Annotated in this window: 22 protein-coding genes and 2 tRNA genes; 5 read left to right on the top strand and 19 right to left on the bottom strand. The window is 45.6% G+C overall.

What is annotated here, in order from left to right:
- Positions 1-208: 208 nt before the first annotated feature.
- The 3 genes from ACUVJL_RS21655 to ACUVJL_RS21665 all read right to left on the bottom strand — a co-directional run bounded on the left by ACUVJL_RS21655 (position 209) and on the right by ACUVJL_RS21665 (position 2,378).
- Positions 209-1,045, bottom strand: coding sequence for an SGNH/GDSL hydrolase family protein (locus ACUVJL_RS21655; protein WP_445247718.1), 837 nt, complete (start codon positions 1,043-1,045; stop codon positions 209-211).
- Between the two features lie 337 nt (positions 1,046-1,382).
- Positions 1,383-1,604, bottom strand: a complete 222-nt coding sequence (locus ACUVJL_RS21660) for a hypothetical protein (RefSeq protein ID WP_445247719.1) — start codon at positions 1,602-1,604, stop codon at positions 1,383-1,385.
- 396 nt (positions 1,605-2,000) lie between these two features.
- Entirely contained in the window at positions 2,001-2,378 is a 378-nt protein-coding gene (locus ACUVJL_RS21665; RefSeq protein ID WP_445247720.1) for a Mo-dependent nitrogenase C-terminal domain-containing protein, read from the bottom strand.
- Positions 2,379-2,849: 471 nt separating this feature from the next.
- Here ACUVJL_RS21665 and ACUVJL_RS21670 point away from each other — a divergent pair, with 471 nt between their 5' ends.
- The gene (locus ACUVJL_RS21670; protein WP_445247721.1) at positions 2,850-3,440 is read left to right on the top strand and encodes a rhomboid family intramembrane serine protease; all 591 of its coding nucleotides are present in this window, start codon (positions 2,850-2,852) and stop codon (positions 3,438-3,440) included.
- 271 nt (positions 3,441-3,711) lie between these two features.
- Here the strand turns inward: ACUVJL_RS21670 and ACUVJL_RS21675 are convergent, their stop codons facing one another.
- The gene (locus ACUVJL_RS21675) at positions 3,712-6,600 is read right to left on the bottom strand and encodes a PAS domain S-box protein (RefSeq protein ID WP_445247722.1); all 2,889 of its coding nucleotides are present in this window, start codon (positions 6,598-6,600) and stop codon (positions 3,712-3,714) included.
- Positions 6,601-6,651: 51 nt separating this feature from the next.
- Here ACUVJL_RS21675 and ACUVJL_RS21680 point away from each other — a divergent pair, with 51 nt between their 5' ends.
- The 3 genes from ACUVJL_RS21680 (at position 6,652) to ACUVJL_RS21690 (ending at position 8,110) form a co-directional block, all read left to right on the top strand.
- Entirely contained in the window at positions 6,652-6,846 is a 195-nt protein-coding gene (locus ACUVJL_RS21680; RefSeq protein ID WP_445247723.1) for a hypothetical protein, read from the top strand.
- A gap of 454 nt (positions 6,847-7,300) precedes the next feature.
- On the top strand, positions 7,301-7,684 hold the full coding sequence (locus tag ACUVJL_RS21685; protein ID WP_445247724.1) for a hypothetical protein: 384 nt from the start codon (positions 7,301-7,303) through the stop codon (positions 7,682-7,684).
- A 234-nt stretch (positions 7,685-7,918) separates the two neighbouring features.
- The gene (locus ACUVJL_RS21690; protein WP_445247725.1) at positions 7,919-8,110 is read left to right on the top strand and encodes a DUF2949 domain-containing protein; all 192 of its coding nucleotides are present in this window, start codon (positions 7,919-7,921) and stop codon (positions 8,108-8,110) included.
- A 1,153-nt stretch (positions 8,111-9,263) separates the two neighbouring features.
- Here the strand turns inward: ACUVJL_RS21690 and ACUVJL_RS21695 are convergent.
- The 6 genes from ACUVJL_RS21695 to yqeK form a co-directional block, all read right to left on the bottom strand.
- Positions 9,264-9,340, bottom strand: a tRNA-Met gene (locus ACUVJL_RS21695).
- A 74-nt stretch (positions 9,341-9,414) separates the two neighbouring features.
- A tRNA-Met gene (locus tag ACUVJL_RS21700) sits at positions 9,415-9,491 on the bottom strand.
- Between the two features lie 116 nt (positions 9,492-9,607).
- The gene (locus tag ACUVJL_RS21705) at positions 9,608-10,561 is read right to left on the bottom strand and encodes an asparaginase (protein ID WP_445247726.1); all 954 of its coding nucleotides are present in this window, start codon (positions 10,559-10,561) and stop codon (positions 9,608-9,610) included.
- Positions 10,562-10,743: 182 nt separating this feature from the next.
- Positions 10,744-11,244 (bottom strand): CGLD27 family protein, encoded by a 501-nt coding sequence (locus ACUVJL_RS21710; protein ID WP_445247727.1) that lies wholly within the window; start codon positions 11,242-11,244, stop codon positions 10,744-10,746.
- 11 nt (positions 11,245-11,255) lie between these two features.
- Positions 11,256-11,675, bottom strand: a complete 420-nt coding sequence (gene rsfS / locus ACUVJL_RS21715) for a ribosome silencing factor (protein WP_445247728.1) — start codon at positions 11,673-11,675, stop codon at positions 11,256-11,258.
- A gap of 138 nt (positions 11,676-11,813) precedes the next feature.
- Positions 11,814-12,446 (bottom strand): bis(5'-nucleosyl)-tetraphosphatase (symmetrical) YqeK, encoded by a 633-nt coding sequence (yqeK, locus tag ACUVJL_RS21720; protein WP_445247729.1) that lies wholly within the window; start codon positions 12,444-12,446, stop codon positions 11,814-11,816.
- A 19-nt stretch (positions 12,447-12,465) separates the two neighbouring features.
- Here yqeK and ACUVJL_RS21725 point away from each other — a divergent pair, with 19 nt between their 5' ends.
- The gene (locus ACUVJL_RS21725; RefSeq protein ID WP_445247730.1) at positions 12,466-12,654 is read left to right on the top strand and encodes a hypothetical protein; all 189 of its coding nucleotides are present in this window, start codon (positions 12,466-12,468) and stop codon (positions 12,652-12,654) included.
- Positions 12,655-12,742: 88 nt separating this feature from the next.
- On the opposite strand, the gene ACUVJL_RS21730 is transcribed toward ACUVJL_RS21725, so the two are convergent.
- The 9 genes from ACUVJL_RS21730 to ACUVJL_RS21770 form a co-directional block, all read right to left on the bottom strand.
- A complete protein-coding gene (locus ACUVJL_RS21730) occupies positions 12,743-13,144 on the bottom strand; it encodes a type I restriction-modification system subunit M N-terminal domain-containing protein (RefSeq protein ID WP_445247731.1) in 402 nt (133 codons plus the stop codon).
- A gap of 146 nt (positions 13,145-13,290) precedes the next feature.
- Positions 13,291-14,613 carry a PIN domain-containing protein gene (locus ACUVJL_RS21735; protein WP_445247732.1) on the bottom strand — a complete coding sequence of 441 codons (1,323 nt, stop codon included), beginning with the start codon at positions 14,611-14,613 and terminating at the stop codon, positions 13,291-13,293.
- A gap of 47 nt (positions 14,614-14,660) precedes the next feature.
- Positions 14,661-15,248: a type I restriction-modification enzyme R subunit C-terminal domain-containing protein gene (locus ACUVJL_RS21740; RefSeq protein WP_445247733.1), complete on the bottom strand. Its 588-nt coding sequence runs from the start codon at positions 15,246-15,248 to the stop codon at positions 14,661-14,663.
- 145 nt (positions 15,249-15,393) lie between these two features.
- Entirely contained in the window at positions 15,394-15,747 is a 354-nt protein-coding gene (locus ACUVJL_RS21745) for a XisI protein (RefSeq protein WP_445247734.1), read from the bottom strand.
- Complete coding sequence (locus ACUVJL_RS21750; protein WP_445247735.1) at positions 15,735-16,151, bottom strand: XisH family protein; 417 nt, start codon at positions 16,149-16,151, stop codon at positions 15,735-15,737. The genes ACUVJL_RS21745 and ACUVJL_RS21750 overlap by 13 nt, the downstream gene beginning before the upstream one ends.
- 117 nt (positions 16,152-16,268) lie before the next feature.
- Complete coding sequence (locus tag ACUVJL_RS21755; RefSeq protein ID WP_445247736.1) at positions 16,269-17,537, bottom strand: WcaI family glycosyltransferase; 1,269 nt, start codon at positions 17,535-17,537, stop codon at positions 16,269-16,271.
- Between the two features lie 161 nt (positions 17,538-17,698).
- Positions 17,699-18,133, bottom strand: coding sequence for an ATP-binding protein (locus tag ACUVJL_RS21760; RefSeq protein ID WP_445247737.1), 435 nt, complete (start codon positions 18,131-18,133; stop codon positions 17,699-17,701).
- A 947-nt stretch (positions 18,134-19,080) separates the two neighbouring features.
- The gene (locus ACUVJL_RS21765; RefSeq protein ID WP_445247738.1) at positions 19,081-20,079 is read right to left on the bottom strand and encodes a sugar transferase; all 999 of its coding nucleotides are present in this window, start codon (positions 20,077-20,079) and stop codon (positions 19,081-19,083) included.
- A 400-nt stretch (positions 20,080-20,479) separates the two neighbouring features.
- Complete coding sequence (locus ACUVJL_RS21770; protein WP_015178535.1) at positions 20,480-21,148, bottom strand: DUF3318 domain-containing protein; 669 nt, start codon at positions 21,146-21,148, stop codon at positions 20,480-20,482.
- Positions 21,149-21,390: the final 242 nt, after the last annotated feature.

Consider the following 21,390-nt stretch of genomic DNA (forward strand, 5'->3'; position numbering starts at 1 on the left):
GTCCCGCCCGTCCAAAAAGGACGGGCGGGACGCCCATCCCACAAACTTGTGGAAGTTATTTAATTCTCATTCCTAAGGCGCGATCGCCCACGAGGAAAATTTCTACAATATCAGATTAGCAAATATTGCTCTCATGCAAAAAATTATGTCAACCTCTACTCCAAGGCAGCATCCCGGTATTGTGGCGCCCGTCGGGCCTAAAAATGGTTTAGCGAAACATCCCCAATTCAGATTTCATCATCCCGCTTTCCTGCACAATCGCGGAGGCTGCTTCCCCCAAAATTTTGTGTGCCGCCGTCGTCGGATGAATGCCGTCCCAAAACAAAAATCGATCGGGACTACCACAAACACCTCCCCCCGATAAACACGCACTCATCACATTAGTCAAGCCATATTTAGCCGGAGAAGCGATCGCGTCCCGATAAAGCGCATTAGCATCCAGAGTCGCAATCTTTAAGTCAGAATGCTGTTGACTTAATACCTTAACCGTTCGCCTCAAACCCTGATTGTGTGCTTGTGTTAATGCAGTGAGACTTGCAGAATTAGCGCTTGTTTGCGTCGCCGGTAACTGCCCCAAATCTGGTAAATTTGCCAGCAGGATATTTTTGGCACCCACACCAGCAAGAGACGCGATCGCCCTCGCCACATTTTCAACGGGAATATTGGCATTATTGCCCCCCTGCAAATAGTCATTCGCCCCCGCCCACAGTACATACAGCGCATGAGGATTTGCCTGTTTTTGGGAGTTAGTCCATGACTCAACTTGAGCTAACAAACCAGGGACAAGGCTATTGCGATCGCTTCGGGTTGTTGCACCTCCACAGGCAAAATTAGTCACTCGTTCAGGCGGCAACTTTAGGCGATCCGCAAGATACTCTACCCAAACCTTACCATTCGAGTAACGCCCTTGAAAGTAAGTCGAACGAGGCGGATATTGACCCCCGCTGGCTCGAAACACCATTCCCATATCCGAAAGACTGTCCCCAAATACATATAGTTCATTGACAGCCTCAGAACTTTGAGCTGATAGGATGACTGCAACCATAAAAGATAAAAGCGCAATAATTACTGCAAAAAACGTTCTTTTCAACACTTGGTATTAGTTAGATGCTTGAAATATTTGATAATTTGTACCCGGTAATTACCGAGTTCATGATTTTGAGATTTAGTGTGAGTTATATTCTTGAAATCGCTTAAATATTTGCCCCAATTACTAATATATCAATTTTGGCAAAAATGTGGGGAGTAAAACTGAACTTTAATTGTGGGTGGCCTCACTCCACTGCTCAACCTACATAGATTGGTGATGTCCTTGACACTTTTCTAATCGTATCTAGCTCATAGCGCTGTAGAGGGGACAAAACCGTACATATTTTGGGAGATTACCCAATAAAGTTAGGCAAAAAGCGAACCAGCAGCATCCCGGTTTTGCGCTTTTGAGCATCAAACGGATATTGAGCCGTTAACGTACACCGAAGCGATCGCATTTGATTAACATTCTTCATCAACCACAGCAATCCGGAAATTTTCAACCTTCTATCAATTTGTTTTACTGCCGACTCTACAGCCCCCGAACCTCCAAAGCAAACCTTTTGTGTTGACAATTGCTCTTCGTTAACAATCCGGAGGCGAAGCTTCACCAAATAAGCATAAAAGTTCTGCGCTTGTTTTTGACGGCAAGACTTAAATCAATTGATGGTTTCCTCGACTCGTCCTTGCGACAGAAATTCCTTACCCCGTCAGGCCAGACGCTTTAACGACCCATCCGACCTTATATCAATTCCGGTTAGATCGGAATGATTAAACCACAGAGGGCACAGAGGACACAGAGAAAGAGAAGAGAGAGATGCATAATTCCGATGTCAACGGATTTGATATTACATAGATTTTCAACCACGGAGTTTCCCCCATCCACACTGGTTTCCTTACCAAACAAAAACCCTCCCCAACAAGGATAAGGGAGGGTGAAAAGACAGTGAGAAATTTAAGTTTTTGCAGAATTAACAATAAGGGGTCACATCCTCGCCACATTCGTCAGCCAAATAACACAAAGCACGAAAGCGCAGCCCAACCACTTGCTCGTAAAGCGGATTTAACTTGCACAGCGGCGGAATGTGAAATAAAGTGCGACCGCCAATTTTGACTTCCCGCTCAAACGGACACTGGCTGGGAATAAATTTACACAGCAACCGAGCCAACTTTTGACTTTTAATTGCGGTGTTATCAAGCCATTGTTTTAGCGGATGCAAGGGGTCAAAGTGTGGCTTTTGACCGTAAGGTTGAGATTTTGTAGCGACACTAACTGCGGTTTCTTGTTTGCCCAACCATACCCAAGTTGGTAGAGTTCGGTAGGAGACTCTATGCTCAAATACATTCATTTTGCTCTGTTCCTCTTTTATAACGAGGTGCCAAGAACTCTCTGTAGAGCTTGTGCGATCTTATCTACAATCAGGATCTACAGCATCTCGTTTGGCTTTACCGGATTGAACTTCTTAAATTAATGACTTTCTGCGAGAAAATTAGTTCCTGATTTTTTTTAGGCACGGTGTGCGATCTAAAAAGTGTCCTCATTTCAAGCCCAACGATTGATTCAGCGGGTAAAAATTCTGTCTTCTACGTTCTAGCTTCTACCATCGGTTGACTCTCCTTTTGTAGTTCATCTACAATTTTGACGCATCGAGGTGAATTATTCCATAGGTGAAACTGCGGAACTTTTAATGAAAGTTATAATATTTATAAATAAGCTCTGCTGCAAAAAACCCTGAAACCGGACGCCCACTATCTTTTCTCGCGATCGCGAGCGAAACTCCTACAATTAGAAATAATCGGTATCACCGCCCTCACCACCCATGAGCAACCCAGAAACCAAAACTATCACCCGCGAATTGCAAAGCCACGCCGCCATTCTCGGCGGCTTCGTCTCCCTCCTCTGGATTATCGAAATTGTCGATGTATTCCTGTTCGGAGGCAGGCTGAATGCTTACGGAGTCCGCCCCCGCAGCATCGACGGACTTGAAGGCATCTTGTTTATGCCTTTTCTGCACGGCAGTTTTGCTCACTTAGCTGCCAATACCCTCCCTTTTGTGACATTGGGTTGGTTGATAATGCTGCGAGAAATTAGCGACTTTTTTATCGTGAGTGCTGTCACTGTGCTAGTCAGTGGATTCGGAGTTTGGCTGACCGGCGCGCCTAATTCCGTTCACATTGGTGCTAGCGGATTAATCTTTGGTTACTTCGGCTTTTTGCTGCTGCGGGGCTATTTTGAACGCAGCTTTACCTCTATTTTGTTATCTTTAATTGTCGGTTTCTTCTACGGCAGCTTAATTTGGGGAGTTTTGCCCTCGCAGCCTGGAGTTTCCTGGCAAGGGCATTTCTTTGGCTTTGTTGGCGGGGTATTAACAGCCCAACTTTTGGGGCGGCAGAAACGGCCAATTAACTAGAATAAGACTGAGGCTGCATCGTATCATCACCTTGGTTTCTTGCTCATAAATTATCTGAAAGCGCAGGTGTTTTGGCAAGAAACCCGATTTATTTGGTAATACAAATTCTGAAAAGTAGGGCTAAATTTAGATGCTACGTGAGCATCTGTAGGAACACAGCCTTGCAGTCTCCGGCTCCAGGAGCAGGGACTTTTAATAATTGGTATAATATTGGAGGATTGTAGCCAAACTTTTTTTAATTGGTATAACAATTGCCTCCAGGAAAATACGACTAACTACTTACTAATAATTCAACGTGCGCCGGCAAGCACACAGTAAAAACCGAACCGCTACCTAACTCGCTTTGAACTTGTATATCGCCACCCATCATCAGGCAAAAGTGACGGCTAATAGTCAATCCCAAACCCGTGCCGCCGTACTTGCGCGTAGTTGAGGCGTCGCCCTGCATAAACGCTTGAAATAAATGCTGCAATTGTTCGCGGGGAATCCCAATGCCCGTATCAGCTACGCGAAAAATTATTAAGTCGGAAGGTTCTGCTATTTCTTGAGTTGTTAAGCTGTCATGTTTAACTCTTTCAATGCAGAGGGTAATAGTGCCACGTTCGGTAAATTTGGCTGCATTGCTCAGCAGGTTGAGCAATATTTGACGAGTTTTGGTAAGGTCAGCATACATCATTCCCAAGTCGCTAGCACAATAAACTTCAAACTTATTAGAATTTTTATCTACCAAGGGTTTGACAGTAGAAGCTACCTCGTCAATTAAATTAACCGGGTTGAAAGTTTCCAAATAAAGATCCATCCGCCCCGCTTCAATCTTAGAAATATCTAGAATGTCGCTAATTAAAGAAAGCAAGTGTTTCCCAGCAGTTTGAATTTTGTGCAAGTCGGGGATAAAATCTTCGCAGCCTAAATCTTCGGCGTCTTCTTTGAGCATATCGCTGTAACCAATAATCGCGTTGAGAGGAGTTCGCAATTCGTGGCTCATATTAGCTAAAAAGGCGCTTTTGGCTTGGTTTGCAGCTTGAGCGGTTTGAGCGACTTTTTGGAATTCTTCTGCTAATTTGCGCTGGGTAATATCTTCAGCAATACCGACGATGCGGTAAATTTCCCCTGTTTTGCTGCGAACTGGAAAAGCCCGATCGCGCACCCAGCAAACTGAACCGTCCGAGCGCACTACCCGATACTCCTCATCATAATCGCCCCGCACCTGTTTCTCAAAAGCAGCCTTGACGCGATCGAGATCCTCCGGGTGAATAGCATCCCAAAAAGCCTCCGGTTCTGAGTGCAAACTCTGAGAGCTCAAATTCCATATTTTCTCGCAAGCAGGGCTCACATAAACTAGCTGTTTTTGATTGGGTTCTCTAATCCAAAATACCTCATGAATATTTTCTGCCAACTGGCGAAACCGCTCCTCGCTAGCCCGCAACTTCTCCACAGCACTGTGAAATTCAGTCACATCCTGAATCAGCGAAGCCACCCCCACGATCCTGCCACCAGCATCAACCAATGTCGTATTGTACCACTCGCACAGAATAATTTTGCCGTCCTTTCTGATGTTCTTGTTAAGGCTGGTAACTCCTCCTTTATTAGTGAGCAAAGTTATAGATAGTTGCCTGACATACTCCTTAGCATCTTCAGGAACTATTAGATCGACTCCGTGCCGTCCCATTGCTTCCAAGCGCTTGTATCCAAAAATTCTTTCCGCTGACAAATTCCATTCCGCTACTTCAAATTTGAGATTCCATTCAATCGCTCCCAAAGGAGTTTGGTGAAGATGGAGAGCCAGTTTTTGCTGCGAGTTTTTCAGAGAAATAATTAATTGATTTTTGTCGGCGATCGCAGATTCCACCCGATCTTCGAGAGTAGTAAACGACTCTTCCAACTGACCGGCCATCATATTAAAAGAGCGAGCCAGGACACCCACCTCATCCTCCCGCTCTAGAGACGCCATCAAGCCGGGATCTACCGCCATCCCGTCCCATTCTCCCCGCGAAAAAGCATCCGCAGCCTTGCTCAGACGCCGAATCGGTACAACAATCCACCTAGAAGTCAGAGCCCCAATCGCCGTGGCCAGCACCAAAGCACCCAGACACATCACCACAGTATACCGAGTGTTCGCATTAATCTTTTCCATAAAATCCGCTTCAGGAACCGTCACCACAATCAACCAGTCGAGGCCGCTGCTGTCTGAGAGCGGCGTCACCTGTAGAAATTGCCGTTGACCGTCGATCGTAAAATCTAACTGGCGAGAACTGTCAATTTTGCCCAAATCCCCGAAGCGTTCTGTCAAATAGCGGGCACTCGATCGAATCAGAACATTCTTGCTGCTGGCTGCTACAATCCGTTTCGCAACGCCGTTGCTAACAATAAATGGTGGTTCAGGAGTAGAATTTGCCACCAATTGCCCCGACCTTTCTACAATAAAAGTCTGTCCTGATTTGCCAATTTTTAGACTTCCCAAGAATTGATTTATCTTAGAAAGTCTCAAGTCAGAACCCAGGATTCCGATCAGTTTGCCATCCTCGCCATAAACTGGTTGAGCCGCCGTAATTGCTAGTTTGGGAGCGTCAAAATAAGTATAAATTTTACTCCAAGTCGGTTTGCCTGCCCGCACCGGAGCTATGTACCAAGGCCGGAGGCGGGGGTCGTAGTTGAGAGTAGTTTTTAATAGCTTGGTTGGTTCCCCGAACTCGGACGGCGCGTAGCGCTGCAAGTTATAGCCAGTAGATTGATTGGAAATGTGAACTTGCAACTTGCCGTCGTCGAGGCGTTCAACTCCAATAAAATCTTTTTGTTCGGAGGCGAATTGAATGAAGCTAATTTTATCAAATGTTTTGATTTGTTGGGAGAAGTAGCGTTGCAAATTATCAGCATCCTGCAGGTTTAAAATGCCGAGACGGATGGCATCGAGATTGAGCTGATTTATTTGGTGGGGTGTTTTGATATAAGCATAAATATGTTGCTGGATACGCGATGTGACTTCTGCCCGCAGTTGTGTGGCAACATCGTTGACGGCTATCCGCCCGTTCCGCAGCGACAGCCACCCCGTCAACCCTACAGCCGCGAAAGTCTGGATGGCAAAAGGCACCACAAGGACGATGCGAATTGGCACTTTGCCCGACATTTTTAAAATCTGGTCGGTCAGATATTTGATTGGCATGGTAAAGCAGAACTATTATGACCCCACAACATTTCCGTAAAATGCAACCTGATGAGCGCAGATTTTGAAGTTGAGATCGTTTTAGTACGCAAAGTGCTGTTAATAACTCAGAATCTGCAGCTGGCAACTGAATTTTTAACGACTTCCACCGACATTTTAGCGCGATCGTCGGCTTTGAGAGCAGGGGCGATCGAGATGAATGGAGTATCAATCCTGGACTCACTCTACACGCTCATACTATTATAGATTTGAGATTAAAGAATTAAAGAATTGGGAAAGACTGATTCTGTAAGGGTTTAGAACTTGCCTGCTGTTGCATTCTTTTTTTAAACTGGTATCTGAAACCGAGTTTTTTTAGGGTTTCGGCGGGCTGCAACGACGTATTTTCGTGAAAACAAAAAACCGATGGATGCCCAGGCGGATAGCCACAGCGTGCATCCAGCACTAACTATTTTTCCACTCCTGACGCGCGCTAATCAAACAAACCGAGTTTTTGGTTGACTCATTCCTGAAATGACGTATTTTGGCGTTTCAACCCGGTTGCTGCGTCAGTTCTATTTTTCCGATAACGCTATCCAAAGTTATAAGTTTTCACAGGAACTTTAATGGGTATCTGCACAAGCAGCTACTTTTGATAGAGTGCAACTTAATTCTGGCTGGGTACCATAAGCATAGTAGGATGCAACTAGCGGAGGCATTGATGATGAACGCAGTTATTGCTACTCTTGGCACTGCTCTGGGACTGAGTTCAATTTTTATCGGTTTCACCCCGGCGGTTCTTGCCCAACAAAGACTGCAACCAGCGCCCCAAAATTCGGAAACGACTTTATCCGGCGACTCCCTCAGGACTGTGGAGGACAGAACCGTAGACTCGGACTACCAAAACTTGATTGGTGAACGAGAAACGGCGGCTAATTCTGCTAGAAGGGAAAGCAGCTTGGGCGACACATTTCGCCTCAAAATCGAGGGTCCATTAGAATTTATTACTACTCCTTCGGATGCCCAGCGCCAAGGAAATCCTTTACCTCCAAAACAAACCGACAGCGGCACAGAAGCGGGAGTTCAGCTTCAGCTAGGACTTTAGCAATTTTAAATGAATTCATTTGAAGCAAGCGAGCGATCGCGGAAGCTAATTTTTGATGGTAGGAGCTCTGGTGACTGCGATCGCCTTTTTTTATAAGTTTTATCACAAGTTGTGTGCGATTTCCATCACTCCACATCGCCGATTCTTAACAGATAATTAGGACTATTAAACTTCTGATTAATTGCGATCGGCTACATATCTTTACAATAGCGCATAAAACTGGCGGTGAAGGTGATGGGAAATGCTCAACTGCTCGATTATTTACGGGGGGAGTTGGCGATATCGAATTCTGCGATCGCCGTTGCTCTGCGACACAGTGAACAAGATGCTAGCCAACTGCCGATGGTTCTGTGGCAGTACGGGTTAGTTACACTCGAACAGTTAAACCTAATTTTTGATTGGTTGGATGGAAGCTCAGCCGACTGAGCAATTTAAAATTTTCACCTACAAAAGGTTGCAAGGACGCCCAACAACTTACCAGTCGGTCTGAGTGGGTTCCAATTGCGACGAATAAATACAGCAGATTCCACGTTGATAAAGTACACCCGTCAAGCGTTCAATCGCTGTAGGGAAACGGCACTGCCGTGTCCTCTATTTTTGCTATGTACCTCACTTACCTAAAAAATGCTGTAAATTGAGCGATCGCCAATTCTCTATTAGTAGGACTAAGACCAAAAAAACACTGTTTCTCCGAAAAATCATGGATTTCTCCCAGAGATGCTCGCCGCACAAACCTGGTTTTTTGCCCCGCGTGCGTAAGTCCTGATAATATTAAATAAAGTTACCAAATATAAGGAATTAACTTTTATGAAAGCAGAATCATAAGTATCTATTTCTTTGGCAATAGCTATTTCCTCAAATGAAACCTTTGAAGCTGATGATGAGAGGCTAAACTATGAATCCTATAAAAAGCTAAGCCTTATTTGTGGTGAATGTAGGGGAGCTATCTTTCTTAAAAAAGGTGAAGTATAGCGGTTCTCGGAAAGATGAGGTATTCACGAATTAATTAAAAATTCCCCAATCCCTCAATCTCAAATCTCAAATCTAAACTTGTACCTCATCTATCTGAGAAAGGCTATAAGTAGTCCCCACTTTTCCCATTTCAGAGATATCGGTAAAAATTGCCACTGGTGAAAAGGGAGCGATAGCAGTACACAAGATACTGATTCAGCGAATAGAAAACAAAGCTTAGGAAAGTTCCAGACTAAATTTAAAGGGATTATTGAACGGTGATAATTCAATATTAACAAATTTCATACTTTCAGATTCGTAATCAAATATAGCAATCCTAAATCAGTTTCAATAACTTCCAGGCTAAGAGCCTGGGAATCAATGTCACTCTTGCTCTGCATCGCCTGCTACAATCGAGGCAGAGCCTCGGGATCTGCTTTACCAGGCAGAGCCTGGTAACGAGTAGAATCATTTAGGATTGCTATATAGCCTTTCTCAGTAACATGAGGTACTATCTGGCATAGGGCATAGGGCATACCTCACCACGCTGGAGAACCGCTATAGTAGAGGTTTCAACAAACAAAACCCCCATAACCTTTTGGATTACAGGGGCTTGTCTTATTTAAGTTGGTAGCGGGAAGTGGATTTGAACCACTGACCTTCGGGTTATGAGCCCGACGAGCTACCAGGCTGCTCTATCCCGCGTCGCTTTGTCTCTCTCTGGTGGTTTCCAAAAACAAAACCCTAAAACCTTAACGATTAGAGGGTTTGCTTGAATTTGGTGGCGGGAAGTGGATTTGAACCACTGACCTTCGGGTTATGAGCCCGACGAGCTACCAGGCTGCTCTATCCCGCGTTGCTTTGTCTCTCTCTAATATAAACATATCTTTCTGAAAATTGCAACCCCTAAATCCAAAAAACTTTTTAGATGATGGGAGGGGTTGCTAAAATCGACTCAGAGTGTCGATCGCCCTAAAGCATCGAAACTTCGCCGACTACCTCCAAGCGCTTGAAGTCGCTGAGAGTCAGGTAAGTCTCCGAAAGAGTTTCGGCGATGGTCGGAGTAATCCACCCCAACTGCTTGAGCAAGTGAATCGCCACAGCAAATTGAGCGCGCTTTCCCCCATCGGTCACCTTAATTGCCAAGCCCATGCCTTCGCCAACGCGGCCAACGCACTGTACCCCTTCGGCGCCGGACTTGCTCACCAATTCCCCTTGAGTCAAGCGCATCAGTTCCGTGTCAAATTTGCCCTCACCGGCAACCATCATCGGGTGGTGAGTCATAGCGCGGACAATCCGCTCCATATCCACATTGTGACCGGAGGCTAACTGAGCGTACAAAGACGCCATTTGCCCCAACTGCAACAGATAGGTAGGAGCGCCGCAGTCGTCGCGAGCGCTGATAAACTCTTCGGCAGGCATTGCCAGCAAGTCAGCCACTTTGCCCAAAATAAGCTGCTGGACGGGATGTTTGCGGCGTAAATAAGTTTCCATAGGCCAGTGCAGTTGCTGACAGACAGCCAGCATTCCGGCGTGTTTGCCGGAGCAGTTGTATTGCAGGGCGCTCTTTTTGCCTTCGGGAATGGGGCATTGAAGTTTAGAGGGGTCAATGTCGCAGCGCCACAGGACGTTAAATACCTGGCGCGATTGCTCGATCGTACCTTGATGGGAACTGCAAATAATCGCTAAATCTCGATCGGTCAATTCGTAGCGTTCTAAAGTGCCAGTTCCCGTCACCGCCAAAGCTTGAAAAGGCTTGAGTGAAGAACGGACAAATGAGGCCGTTTCCGAGTTACCAGCAACGGACAGAACGCGCCCGCGGTTGTCGCAGACAGCGGCCTGGGCGCGGTGCTTCGATTCCACAATACCTTCGCGCAGCAGTGTGACTTCGAGTTCGGGAGCTTGGGTTCGTTTTCCCCTTGTCATATCAATTTTAGATTTTAGATTTTAGATTTTAGATTGAGGTCGGTGGAAGTTTTGAGTTGCGAGCTGCCAGTTACGAGTTATAAAGTTAATCTTTCTGCGATCGTTTCTGACTCATGCAGGGAGTGTGCACTTGTTGGCTGTGCGCGGCAATCTCAAAACTCAAAACTCCGTTGCCGAACCGATTACAAACAACTCCAAGTTAGTCCCCCGGCAACCAGCAATACTGTCAAACCATAAAATGTCTGCCGCAGACGCCTGAGAATTGGTTCTAGTTGGTAGTTAACAATCAACTGGTCTTGAAGCAAAACTTCCGGAGTTTTAGGCCAAGATTGACAATCGTACCAGCCAGACTCTTCGTAGACGACCGTGGGATTTGAAAGGCGCGATCGCACGTAGAACCAACCCAAGTAGAGTCGCAGCAAAGCTAATCCTAGAATAAAACTGGCACCTGCTGCAGCGCTGAGGACAAACTGAGCTGGATACTTGACAGGAGCAAAGCTAGAAGCAGCTATCGGCCCAGATACTAAGCAACTCCAAGCCCACACCCAAGCTAGTTTTGCCAAATATCCGGGCCAATTGAGTGTTACCCAGCTAAAAAACCAGGATTCTTTAAGTTCTTGGTATTCATTGATCGGTCGCTGTTCTTGCGGAACCGGACAAATAGAAACAGAAGCCTCTTTCACCTTAGCTATCCTCAGGGCGCGGTGGAAAACTCAATGCGTTCGGCGTGTCCCCAGAATGCTTCTAAATTGTAGAATTCGCGCTCTTGAGGCTTCAAAATGTGAATGATCGCGTCGCCGTAGTCCATGACGACCCAACTAGCGTCTGATAGCCCTTGTGTACGCAGTGGCAAGCGTTGCCACTCTTCTTCAACTTGGTCTGCTATCGCTTGGGAGATGGCTCGTACCTGCACGTTGGAAAATCCGGTGACGATCGCAAAGTAGTCTGCCAAATAGCATACTTCGGCCACCCGGAGCAATACAATATCTACTGCTTTGCGGTCTTCGGCTGCTTGGGCAACGGTCATGATCAGGCCGCGAGCTTCGTCTGGGGAGGTGCCGTCGGTTGTTGTAGACTGGGCCCTGGAGTATTCGAGTTGGGTTAGATCTGACATTAAGTGTTTAAGTTCCTAATTGATACGGTAAGGAAGAATGGGTGCGCTATTGGCTTTCGGTTGTTGGCAGTTTGAGACGGGAAATAGGAGTTAGGTTGAAGCCAAAAGTAAGGACAGGATTGCTGATAAATTTTACTTTTAACTTGTGATTTGTTCGATCGACTTCTGGGTCGAATTTCCTGTTTCGGGCGATCGAGCCATAAGCAGCGCCCAATTGCGGGTAAGTACGGTGCGGGGGTGGATGTAGCAGCGAGTTTCTAGCAAATATTTAAGAGAATAATCGCTAGTTTGCCACACGGCTGCATAAAGATTTTGCAAGCTTGCCTCGCGCAGTGCTTCTAGTTGGGCTGTGTTGCCGCGGCTCGGCTCTATGGTATCTGCTATGAATACGGTACAACTGAGCTGGCTCATGTTTGGTCTGCCGAGGGTGTGATTGGCGATTGCGTCCAATATTTCTCGATCGACCACCCCGAATTCGTCTCTGGCGACGATCGCGCTTGCGTCTGCGTGCAGCAAATGCGGGTGTGCTTCCAACACTGAGTCTAACTCTAAACCTTCCTTCTGAGCCATTTGCAGCAGCAGTTGAGGTTTGAAGTATTTTGCCAAATCGTGCAACAAACCGGCCGATCGGGCTTTTGCTTCGTCGAGGCCGTAATGGCGAGCCAAGTCACCTGCTACTTGTTCGACTCCGAGGATATGTTTGATGCGGGCAGCAGGAACGCGCTCAGAGAGCCAAGCTAGGACGATTTCGCGCGCGGGTGCAAGTGTCAAATATTAACTCCGAAATTGTGTGATCTACTATTTTTATTTTAGCGTTTTGTTTCGATCGGCTGCTTGTATGGGTTATTTGGTGTTTGGGGAAGTGCCGGCGCGGGCGATATTGGTAGGTGCTGCGGTGCTGCTGTTCGGGGTTGCGATCGGCACGAAACAGGGAAGGTGGAGAGTTTTGCAGATTTTATGGCGAGGCGATAGCGCGTAGGTTTACAGGCATAATATACTGTTTATTAAGTTAAGGTTGCGACTGCTTTATTCTAATATCATTAGGTAAAAACTTATCAATTTATTCATCAGAAAATGTCATTATCTCGCAGCAATGCACCACTAATCATGCGGTTGGTGACATCATTAAACACTTGGCGGATGACATCTTTGCGATCGCGCCCAGTTGCACTCTGAAGACTCCGCAAATAAGCGAACAAACCAGGGCTTTTTGTCCCGTCCCGCAGCGTTACTTCATCATTGTTAATGAATTCGAGCAAATCCTCGTCGCTCATCCCTTCATCATCAGCCGCCCAATCTCGCCAACGGTGGGGCGATTCAATCAGCGGTTTGTACTTATCAATTTTTCCCTGTAAAAAGGCTTCATCTTCTCTAACTTTTTCAGCATCATCTAATAGCTTGAGAAATAGAATCCAAGTGAATTGGGGCAAGCGGTCTAATTCCCCATTCATCCCCTTATCTTTCCGCATGATATCACGCGCAGACTAAATCACCCTGCCGAGGCGCTGGGCAGTGGTGACGGGTTTATTGGTTTGAGATGTAGTGCGTTTGGGCATTTCAATAAAAAATCAAATAATGTTACTTGCAGAAAAACTTGTTGAAACATTTTAATTCATTACGGATACAGAAGCTTTTTAAGTTCTTCAACGGCCTCCATTAAGTGTTGCATTCCTCCAAAAGTTTCCTCTGGATTGTATCCTGTAAATTGCTGATGTGTATGAATTGAACGCTGAACATTTAAAGCTGCATATCCTTCTCTTTTATATATTTCTATAAATATTTCTAAAATTTCTCTTTGTTGTGCGTTATAAGGCTCTAAAAATTTTTCTTTCCCTAAACCTAATTGATTTACTCGATCCTCATAGCTCAATCCGGGATCATTTATAAAACCAAGGGGTTCTATAAAAGCAAATTTTCCTGACTTACTACTTCCAGTCTTAACAGCATATAAAATTCGTCGTCTACCTCTTTCCCCGCTTAGGGTTTCCCAAGAGATTTCTTCCAAATCTATTGTTATATCAGAAATAATTTCAGTATCCAATTCATATAAGCAATCTCCTTTACTTATCAGAATAACATCTTTCCTTTCATCGCCGCTATCATTGTATACATCATTACAAGAGTAGCAAAGTTTAAAACTTAATGCTAGTTTTTGAGCGTTTTCTGTGATAAATGGCGAAACTGAGGATCTTTCAGTTACCAGGTCAGTAATTTGAAATGTAAGTTGAGGGTCATCAAGTAAATCTTGCCTTAATTGACTATTGATAAGTCCATCAATTTTTAGAATAAGATTTAAATCGTCAATTCGTGGTAAGTCTTTTTGAATAACTTTGAGGCATGATGCCATATCAGGATAAATATAAACAATTCCTCCTAGTTTATTACACTCAACTTTTAAGTTTTTTACAAGGGTATTTATTTGGGGGTTCCCCTCTTGATAAAAAGCGCCATCTTTTGTGACAAAGTGCACTATGTATGAATTCAGTAATTCTAAAATTGCCTCCCAAATAGCAGAATCTTTAAACTGTTGATTTTTATGATTGGGTGCCGTTTTAGCGTTAATTCTTTTTAGCGCTGATTGAGCGTGTTCCCATGTAAAATCAACTCTATGAAATAACGAATCTAGTTCTGTGATTCTTGCCTGAACAGCGGATTTTATTTCAGCTTCATCGGGGAGTTTGTAGGGATAGTCAGACCTCATAATTACTGAAATGCTTTTTAAATTTTTATTTATTTCTTCAGTCGCTTTTACTCCTTTTGAAATTGTATTTCTAGTAATTTCCTCTTCAAGAACTGAAGGCAAGCCTATTTTACCATTTATTTTTTTTAGAATATAAATCAACGCCGACCCCATAGGACTTCTCAGCAAAAGATTAGAGTCTTGCAACCATATATTTGCATCAATTACCACACAAATTGGTTTTTGTTCTGCTGACATAACAACCTCTTTCAGTTTTCCTAAGCCGAATACAACAAAGTTTGCAACTAATCTACCGCCTGCTTCAATTTATCTCTCCCCCCAAATTTAGCGGCAATTTCCCGCACATTGCCATATTTCTCAACCGCTTTCACCTTCAGAGATGCTGGCATTATCAACTGCTGCGGCCCACCTTGAGCGTAACCGTCAAGCAGAATTTCCAGGATTGCCCTAGCATCAGCGCCGTATTGGTCAAAAGAGTCTTTTTTCTGACGTTTTAGCCGTTCTACTCGTTGCTGGCAAGTCATCATCGGCACGTTAAACGCAATCTGACACAGTAAATCAAAGGGGTCTGCGTCCGGCTGATTGGTAACGGTTTTCAAGTCCTCAAAGTCAATGCCTCGGTCTGCTAACTGGTCAATAATCTGCGATCGCTCCTCTGGATTTACCCACTGCTGCTGAATTTCCAGGGCAGATCGGTAGAGGATACGGACTTGTTCTTTGGTATAGTCTACCAGCTTGAAGGAACGAAGCCGATTGCCGTAGGGGTCGAGCTCATAGACCACTTCGCCGATGACTTCGCACTGACCCCCATCAAAGTAATATTTGCGGGGTGGTGTGTCGTCATCATTAGGGCCCGTAAGCTTTACACTCAATTTGAATTAGGACAAGGTATCCCGCTCTTATTAATGCTGAGCATTATTATCCCACCTCGACTGCATTAAGGCATGGATTTAACATCTCTTAACTCCCATCATTTGCCAGGGCGAGTGAAATGACGCTATAAATTTTTGTCTCTCATCAAACTGTGGCAAATTCTGTCAAAGGTCTTTTGCTAGGATGATGAAACCCCAAAACAATATCGCCCTTATAAATTCCTGCTGCTAGTAAATCATCAACTACGCACAAATCAGTCCAATCTTCTTCCACCCAAATTTTACCATCTTTAATCCGAAGATACATCGTAATATGGCGGAGCCGTTTTTTGCCATCCCAGCCCGAACGAAACCAGAGATATTGATCTCGTTCTTCGTCAAATGCTAGACGATGCTCTGGCTCTAATTCATCTAGTGCGATCGCCCCTTTGACGGTCATTTCATAATATCCAGTCAATATTTGTTTAATTGTATTGCGATAGTATTCTAATTTATCCATTGCAGAATTTCCTCCTTTGCCATTTCCACTACCATTAACAAAACCTGATTTTCATTAGTAATTACTTGGATAGACTTGCGTTTAAAAAAATCTTGGTATACGATATCATCAATTGCCAAATAGAGCCTGTATTCTGGAGCCGTGAGTTGAATCAGATTTCGGTAGACAATGTATTGACCGAGTGCGCCGTGAAAATCATACATTAGCGATCGCCCAATAAAGCTCTTAATTTCAACAACTATTTTTTGTCCTTGGCGTTCTGCGGCGATCGGCTTTTCTGCGGCTAGATCGGCATATAACTCGGCATCCTCATATTTTATGAAGTACGGGTCAGCCGTAATTGTCCAACCATCTTTTAGCAGGGAATTTTTAACTGCATGGTGATAGGTGTCTTTGGCAGGCATTGTAAAAACAGTTAAATATTACTCGAGCTTTAAATACAGTAAATACATTATAACTCTTAAGAGTCAGTTTCACCCAGAAACAAATAACGGTCGGTACTCACTAACCTAATTATCAGATTATTTCGGCAAAGGCTCCAATATTTTCTCACCATGACTCGCTGCCACCGCCGCAAATAAAGCTTCATAATGATTCAAAGCTTCCTCAAATCCGTAATTCTCCACAGCATAATTTCTGCCTTGCTCGCCCAACGCATCCACCTTAGCAGGGTGCAAGTACAAATCCTCAACAGCATCAGCCAAAGCCTGCGAATCTTCAGGCCCTACCACCACCCCGCCACCGCTTTGCTGCACTGCTTTATGGGCTGTACCAGTTTCTGGAACCGAAGCCAAAATTGCCCGACCGCTGGCTAGAATTACTTGAATTTTTGAAGGCATATTGAAGTTAGTAACGCGGCGCTTTTGTACGACTAAACTAACATCAGCAGCAGCCAACAATTCGGGCAATTTTTCTCGCGGTTCAAATGGTAGCAGCATTACATTATTAGCTTTGTAAGTTTCGCAATCTTGTTGTAAGCGCCCCAGTGCTGTTGATTCCCCCACAATTACAAAAGCGATTTCGGGTATGTGTTTCAAACGAGCCGCTGCTTGAACAACTGTTTGCAAGCCTTGAGTGAGGGCAATATTGCCAGCATAGAGAACGACAAATTTGCCATTGAGTTTGTGAGTTTCTCGAAATGAGTTATTTTCCTTGGGTAAGGGGCGAATGAAATTAATATCAACCCAATTGGGAACGCAAACTATTTTTTCCCGGGGTACTCCCTGAGAGCGCAATTTTTTCTCAAAACCCCTGTCGATGACGCTGACTTGGCTGGCTGTGCTGTAGGCAAATTTTTCTAAGGCGTCAGCAATCCGAATTAGCAGTCCGTTTTTTTTGACCAAGCCGACGCGCACGGCTGCTTCTGAGACGATATCCTGAACGTTGAGGACGATCGGACAAGCGCGCATCCAGGCGTAAAAGGCGACAGGGACGCAAATCGGTAAAGGGGGCATTGTCGAGAAAATCACGTCTGGACGCCAGCCTCTGAAGGCTTGGACGGCGCTAGAGGCGACAAAACTGCCGTCTAGCAAAAGTCGGTCTAGCAGGCTGGGGTGGGGGCCGTTGACGCGCAGATAGCTGCGCTGAATTGTGACGCCTTTGTGTTCTTCGGTGAGGTAAAATTTGCCCTCATATTGCGGATAAATCCGGCGCTGGGGATAGTTGGGCATTCCTGTGACTACTCGGACTTGGTGACCGCGCTTGACTAGGCCTTGCGCTAGTTCTGTCATTAGGGGGGCAATCCCGATCGGCTCGGGATAGTAGTTATAGGAATAAATTAGAATACGCATAATATTTATGAAGCAAATTGTCCTGCAGCCGCGTGCGTCGAGCCTGCACCCCTTGAATTGCAGAGGATGTGGTTGGGTTCCCAGTAGCACAACAGGGGGCGACGTTAGGACCTTCCACTCCTTGCGAAATAAGCCGCCCGGACCGGGCGGGTATCGCGCCCTCAGGTAATGTTTTTGCGCATTACCAGGCAGTTGCGGAGATCATCGGTACGGATATACCGAAGGTCGTCGGTGAGCTTGTACATGAACACCAGTCCCCTTCCTCCTTCATTCTCCGGATCGTGCTGCTGTTCCATGATCGAGTGCAGCTTTGCTTCTAATTTGAAGGGTTGACCCCTGTCCCAAATCCTAATTTCTAAGTAATCGGCAAACACTTTTACCTCAAGGTCTATCAGCGTCGCCTGGGGCAAGTTCTGGTGAGCGTGGCGGACAACGTTTGTAAAGCCTTCGGTGATTATCAGGCCGCACTGCCACCGGAAATCCGCTGGCAGTGCGGGCAAAACGATATTCTCCAACCATTCCAAAACGGATGTTAAAGCCTTCATGTCTGTTTCAACCTGAAGGTGCCACTCGGCCTTTGGTTGCTTGTCTTTCATCTTTCTTCTCCCTGGTAGGCCCCCACCACCGCTGTAATCAGCGCCGGAGGGAGAGAAAAAGGAGGGCAAGGTCTTGGCAACATATTAGTTAAGTCAAGCTTGAGTGGAAGAAGCCCGTTTTGCCTCAAGGTGAGCATTCCTTTCGCACCATTTACTCGCACAGCAAATGAGAGACTTCCGATACTGTAATCCGCCTCGGTAGGGCGTTTAATTGACACTCTCCGACCTCAAAGAACGGAGATTCTTAAGAAACTACCAAAAGGTAATTCTTAAAGGCGGTGTCAAGACGCCTCCTTACGTTCAAAACAACTACCTTTCGGTGCTGTAATTACGCTTACTTTTGGTTTATGCTTTCGTTGGCAATGCGTCAACACTAGCCAGTTCGGTACGCTCATCATCCTGCCTTTACTTACCTGTACCAAGCGTCTTAATCAGGGATGCTGGCAGTGTCTTACTGGTCGGGATTTAACCGTTACTCTTGATGATTCATCGCCTAGTTGATACGCCTAGTTGTTAGACACACTAACTATGACATAGATCACTCGAAGCGATCCGTGCTGCTATTGCGTTTGATCAAGAGCTTGAAATACCGGGGTTTGCGCGTGACGCCTGAGAGGGAAAATTCCCGAGTCAGCTTGCGAGGCAGTGATTTGAGCTTCGACCATGTTAGCAGTCGGTACTTTTCTGAACACAGGTGAGTTCTTCTCGTCCGGGAAAATGATGGTGGGCTGATGCGAGTACGACCTCGAACTCGCAAATTGCTAATTATTAATGCCCTGATTGCAGAGTTAGCAACTAGCTGCGCATTTTCTTCGGCGTGAATTTTAACACTTAATGCTAACGTAGGTATCGCTAGCGATCGCCTGCTTGAATAAGTATCGAGTTCGACTTCCCGCCGCCCATCGGCAACAGCACCTGAAAATTCAGCCGTGGGTTGTTGAGGGATTCTACACAGCGCCGCTATTTTTGTTAAACAGGACTGTTATGGTTTTAACAATTAGTTTCAAGTCATACATCAGGCTCCAGTTTTGTTGGTATTTTAAATCTAAACGGATGACATCTTCAAAATCCCGGACTTTAGAGCGACCGTTGACTTGCCATTCGCCGGTCATCCCAGGCTTGACATCCAAACGCTGCCACTGAGGGACTTCGTAGCGCTCAACTTCGTCTGGGGTAGGCGGTCTGGTGCCGACTAGACTCATATCGCCTTTGAGCACGTTCCAAAACTGCGGCAGTTCGTCGAGACTGGTTTTGCGCAATATGCGCCCGACTTTGGTAATCCGCGGGTCGTTGTCATTTTTGAAAAATGCGCCAGAAGCTTGGTTTTTGATTTGGGCTTTCATGGCTTCGGCGTTGGTACACATCGATCGAAATTTCCAAATCCGAAATTGTCTGCCCATCCAGCCACAGCGGGTTTGACCGAAAAATATCGGGCCTGGATCGTTGATAGTGATTGCTGCAGCTATTGGTACAAGCAAAATTCCTGTAATCATCAAACCGACTATTGCCCCAACGATGTCTATCAGCCGCTTCACCCACGATTGCACTGAAGGGTGGGTCATCGGTAGCTGAGTGTCCGAGTGGTCGATCTCTGTGGGAGTTGAGGTTGCAGAAGGCTGCTCGATCGTCAGCACTTGATCTAGGCTGGTGAGAGCAAATACTGCCATCACCTGCGGCTTGAGGCTTCGGAGCACCAAGTCGCTGCCGCGCTGTTTGGCAAATTTCAGATTGCTGACTAAAGCACCGATCCCGCTACTGTCGATGAATGTCGTCTGACTGAAGTCTAGGACAATTTTGTTGGGAACGGTGCTTCCCGAGAAAAGTTGCTGGCAGGTTGTCTTGAAGTTTACGGCTTCAAGTACGCTCAAGCGCACGGGTATGTGAACGGAGGGAATCTCGTCCAAGTACGTAACCCGAAAATCTGCCTCTGGGGTTTGGCTGACCATGAAGTCCTGGTTTCAAATTTCAAGCTGATGTCTTTAGCCTATTGTGTCTTAGCAGCTCCACCTTTACCAAATATTATGGTTAACAAAAAGGCTAGCTTTATACAAAATTTACAAAAATGCCTTAAAACTGTGCCGCCGAGCGTGATCTCAAAGGCAAGGGTAGACTTAAGTTTACCAGTCCCAGTTTTGACCCAAAGATTTTTAAACGCAGCCGCGGCCAAACTTTCACTACATCGGCCTCAAGATTTTTGTGGAGGGGGGCCGATTAATCTTGTCGTTAATAATTGGAGTGCCCCTCTTGCCGCGGATAGCCACCGCAGTTAACAGTTAACAGCTAACACAGAAGTCAACAGTTAACCGTTAACTGGAAAACCCCCGTACCAAGCGTCGGGGGATGAGGTTAAGAATTGTAGACGTTTTCTGACTGGGAGGTTTCGCGGGTGATGGGTTTGACTTTGGCTTTGGCTTTGGCGGCGTTGCGTTTGAGGGCCTGGAGACGAGCTTCGTATTTAGCCCGCTGCTGTTTTTTGGAGGTTTGCTCGATTAAGGTTTTTAAGGCGCTACCGAGGCTTTTGTAGGCGTTTGGGAGAGTGTAGCCGAAGCGGGTGGCTAGGGCGAGGGCTTTTTCGTCGGCGTCTACTGCTTCTTTTAAACTTTTCTCTCCGTTGTTTTTTTGGTAAAGTCTCCAGCCGGAGACGCCGCACAGGGATAGGGCCAGTAACAGCAGCAAGCCGTCTTGCACCCACAGTTCGCCGACGGCGCCGCCTAAACCAATGGCGAGGGCTGCCATTTCCCAACCGTCTCTGGGGATGGTGTCGTTTTGGATTCTAGCGACTTCGTGCCAAAATAGGAGGTTGCGCTGATCCATTGCTAGCTGTTCCCAGCGGATCAGGTCTATTTGGATTTCTACCTGGTCTTTGCCTATTTCTTCGCTGCGGATCAGCGTAGGATTAACTTCTATTGTTTTTTCTACTGTTACCCAACTTTGGAGTTCTGGGGGCAGTATGTTTTTCAAGCGCCGGATCTCACTCATCTCGGCTCTTGCTGTAGAGGTTGCATAGGATGTCATAGCTCCGGCCTATTGATTTTCCAAAGGTTAATATGTGTCTATTTCTGGAGTATAGCAAACCTTTAATCAAAATCTCGAAGAGCAACGGGGGTCGATCGACCAATATAGCAGTCCTAAATGAGTCGCAAAATTGTATAAATTATAATAATTAGGGAGTATAATAATACTTGTATACTGGAAATCGGCAAAAAAGCAATATGTCTGAGCAACACTATTTACAAGAATTAAGTGATTTTATAGAT

It is taken from the genome of Microcoleus sp. OTE_8_concoct_300 (assembly GCF_031383065.1).
In the GTDB taxonomy this organism is placed as follows: Bacteria; Cyanobacteriota; Cyanobacteriia; order Cyanobacteriales; family Microcoleaceae; genus Microcoleus.

Bases quoted from the DNA above. Each gene is read 5' to 3' on its own strand.
- ACUVJL_RS21655 (WP_445247718.1), bottom strand. From the start codon at position 1,045: ATGGTTGCAGTCATCCTATCAGCTCAAAGTTCTGAGGCTGTCAATGAA.
- ACUVJL_RS21665 (WP_445247720.1), bottom strand. From the start codon at position 2,378: ATGAATGTATTTGAGCATAGAGTCTCCTACCGAACTCTACCAACTTGG.
- ACUVJL_RS21670 (WP_445247721.1), top strand. From the start codon at position 2,850: ATGAGCAACCCAGAAACCAAAACTATCACCCGCGAATTGCAAAGCCAC.
- ACUVJL_RS21675 (WP_445247722.1), bottom strand. From the start codon at position 6,600: ATGCCAATCAAATATCTGACCGACCAGATTTTAAAAATGTCGGGCAAA.
- ACUVJL_RS21680 (WP_445247723.1), top strand. From the start codon at position 6,652: ATGAGCGCAGATTTTGAAGTTGAGATCGTTTTAGTACGCAAAGTGCTG.
- ACUVJL_RS21685 (WP_445247724.1), top strand. From the start codon at position 7,301: ATGATGAACGCAGTTATTGCTACTCTTGGCACTGCTCTGGGACTGAGT.
- ACUVJL_RS21690 (WP_445247725.1), top strand. From the start codon at position 7,919: ATGGGAAATGCTCAACTGCTCGATTATTTACGGGGGGAGTTGGCGATA.
- ACUVJL_RS21705 (WP_445247726.1), bottom strand. From the start codon at position 10,561: ATGACAAGGGGAAAACGAACCCAAGCTCCCGAACTCGAAGTCACACTG.
- rsfS (WP_445247728.1), bottom strand. From the start codon at position 11,675: ATGTCAGATCTAACCCAACTCGAATACTCCAGGGCCCAGTCTACAACA.
- ACUVJL_RS21730 (WP_445247731.1), bottom strand. From the start codon at position 13,144: ATGCGGAAAGATAAGGGGATGAATGGGGAATTAGACCGCTTGCCCCAA.
- ACUVJL_RS21735 (WP_445247732.1), bottom strand. From the start codon at position 14,613: ATGTCAGCAGAACAAAAACCAATTTGTGTGGTAATTGATGCAAATATA.
- ACUVJL_RS21745 (WP_445247734.1), bottom strand. From the start codon at position 15,747: ATGGATAAATTAGAATACTATCGCAATACAATTAAACAAATATTGACT.
- ACUVJL_RS21750 (WP_445247735.1), bottom strand. From the start codon at position 16,151: ATGCCTGCCAAAGACACCTATCACCATGCAGTTAAAAATTCCCTGCTA.
- ACUVJL_RS21755 (WP_445247736.1), bottom strand. From the start codon at position 17,537: ATGCGTATTCTAATTTATTCCTATAACTACTATCCCGAGCCGATCGGG.
- ACUVJL_RS21760 (WP_445247737.1), bottom strand. From the start codon at position 18,133: ATGAAAGACAAGCAACCAAAGGCCGAGTGGCACCTTCAGGTTGAAACA.
- ACUVJL_RS21765 (WP_445247738.1), bottom strand. From the start codon at position 20,079: ATGGTCAGCCAAACCCCAGAGGCAGATTTTCGGGTTACGTACTTGGAC.
- ACUVJL_RS21770 (WP_015178535.1), bottom strand. From the start codon at position 21,148: ATGACATCCTATGCAACCTCTACAGCAAGAGCCGAGATGAGTGAGATC.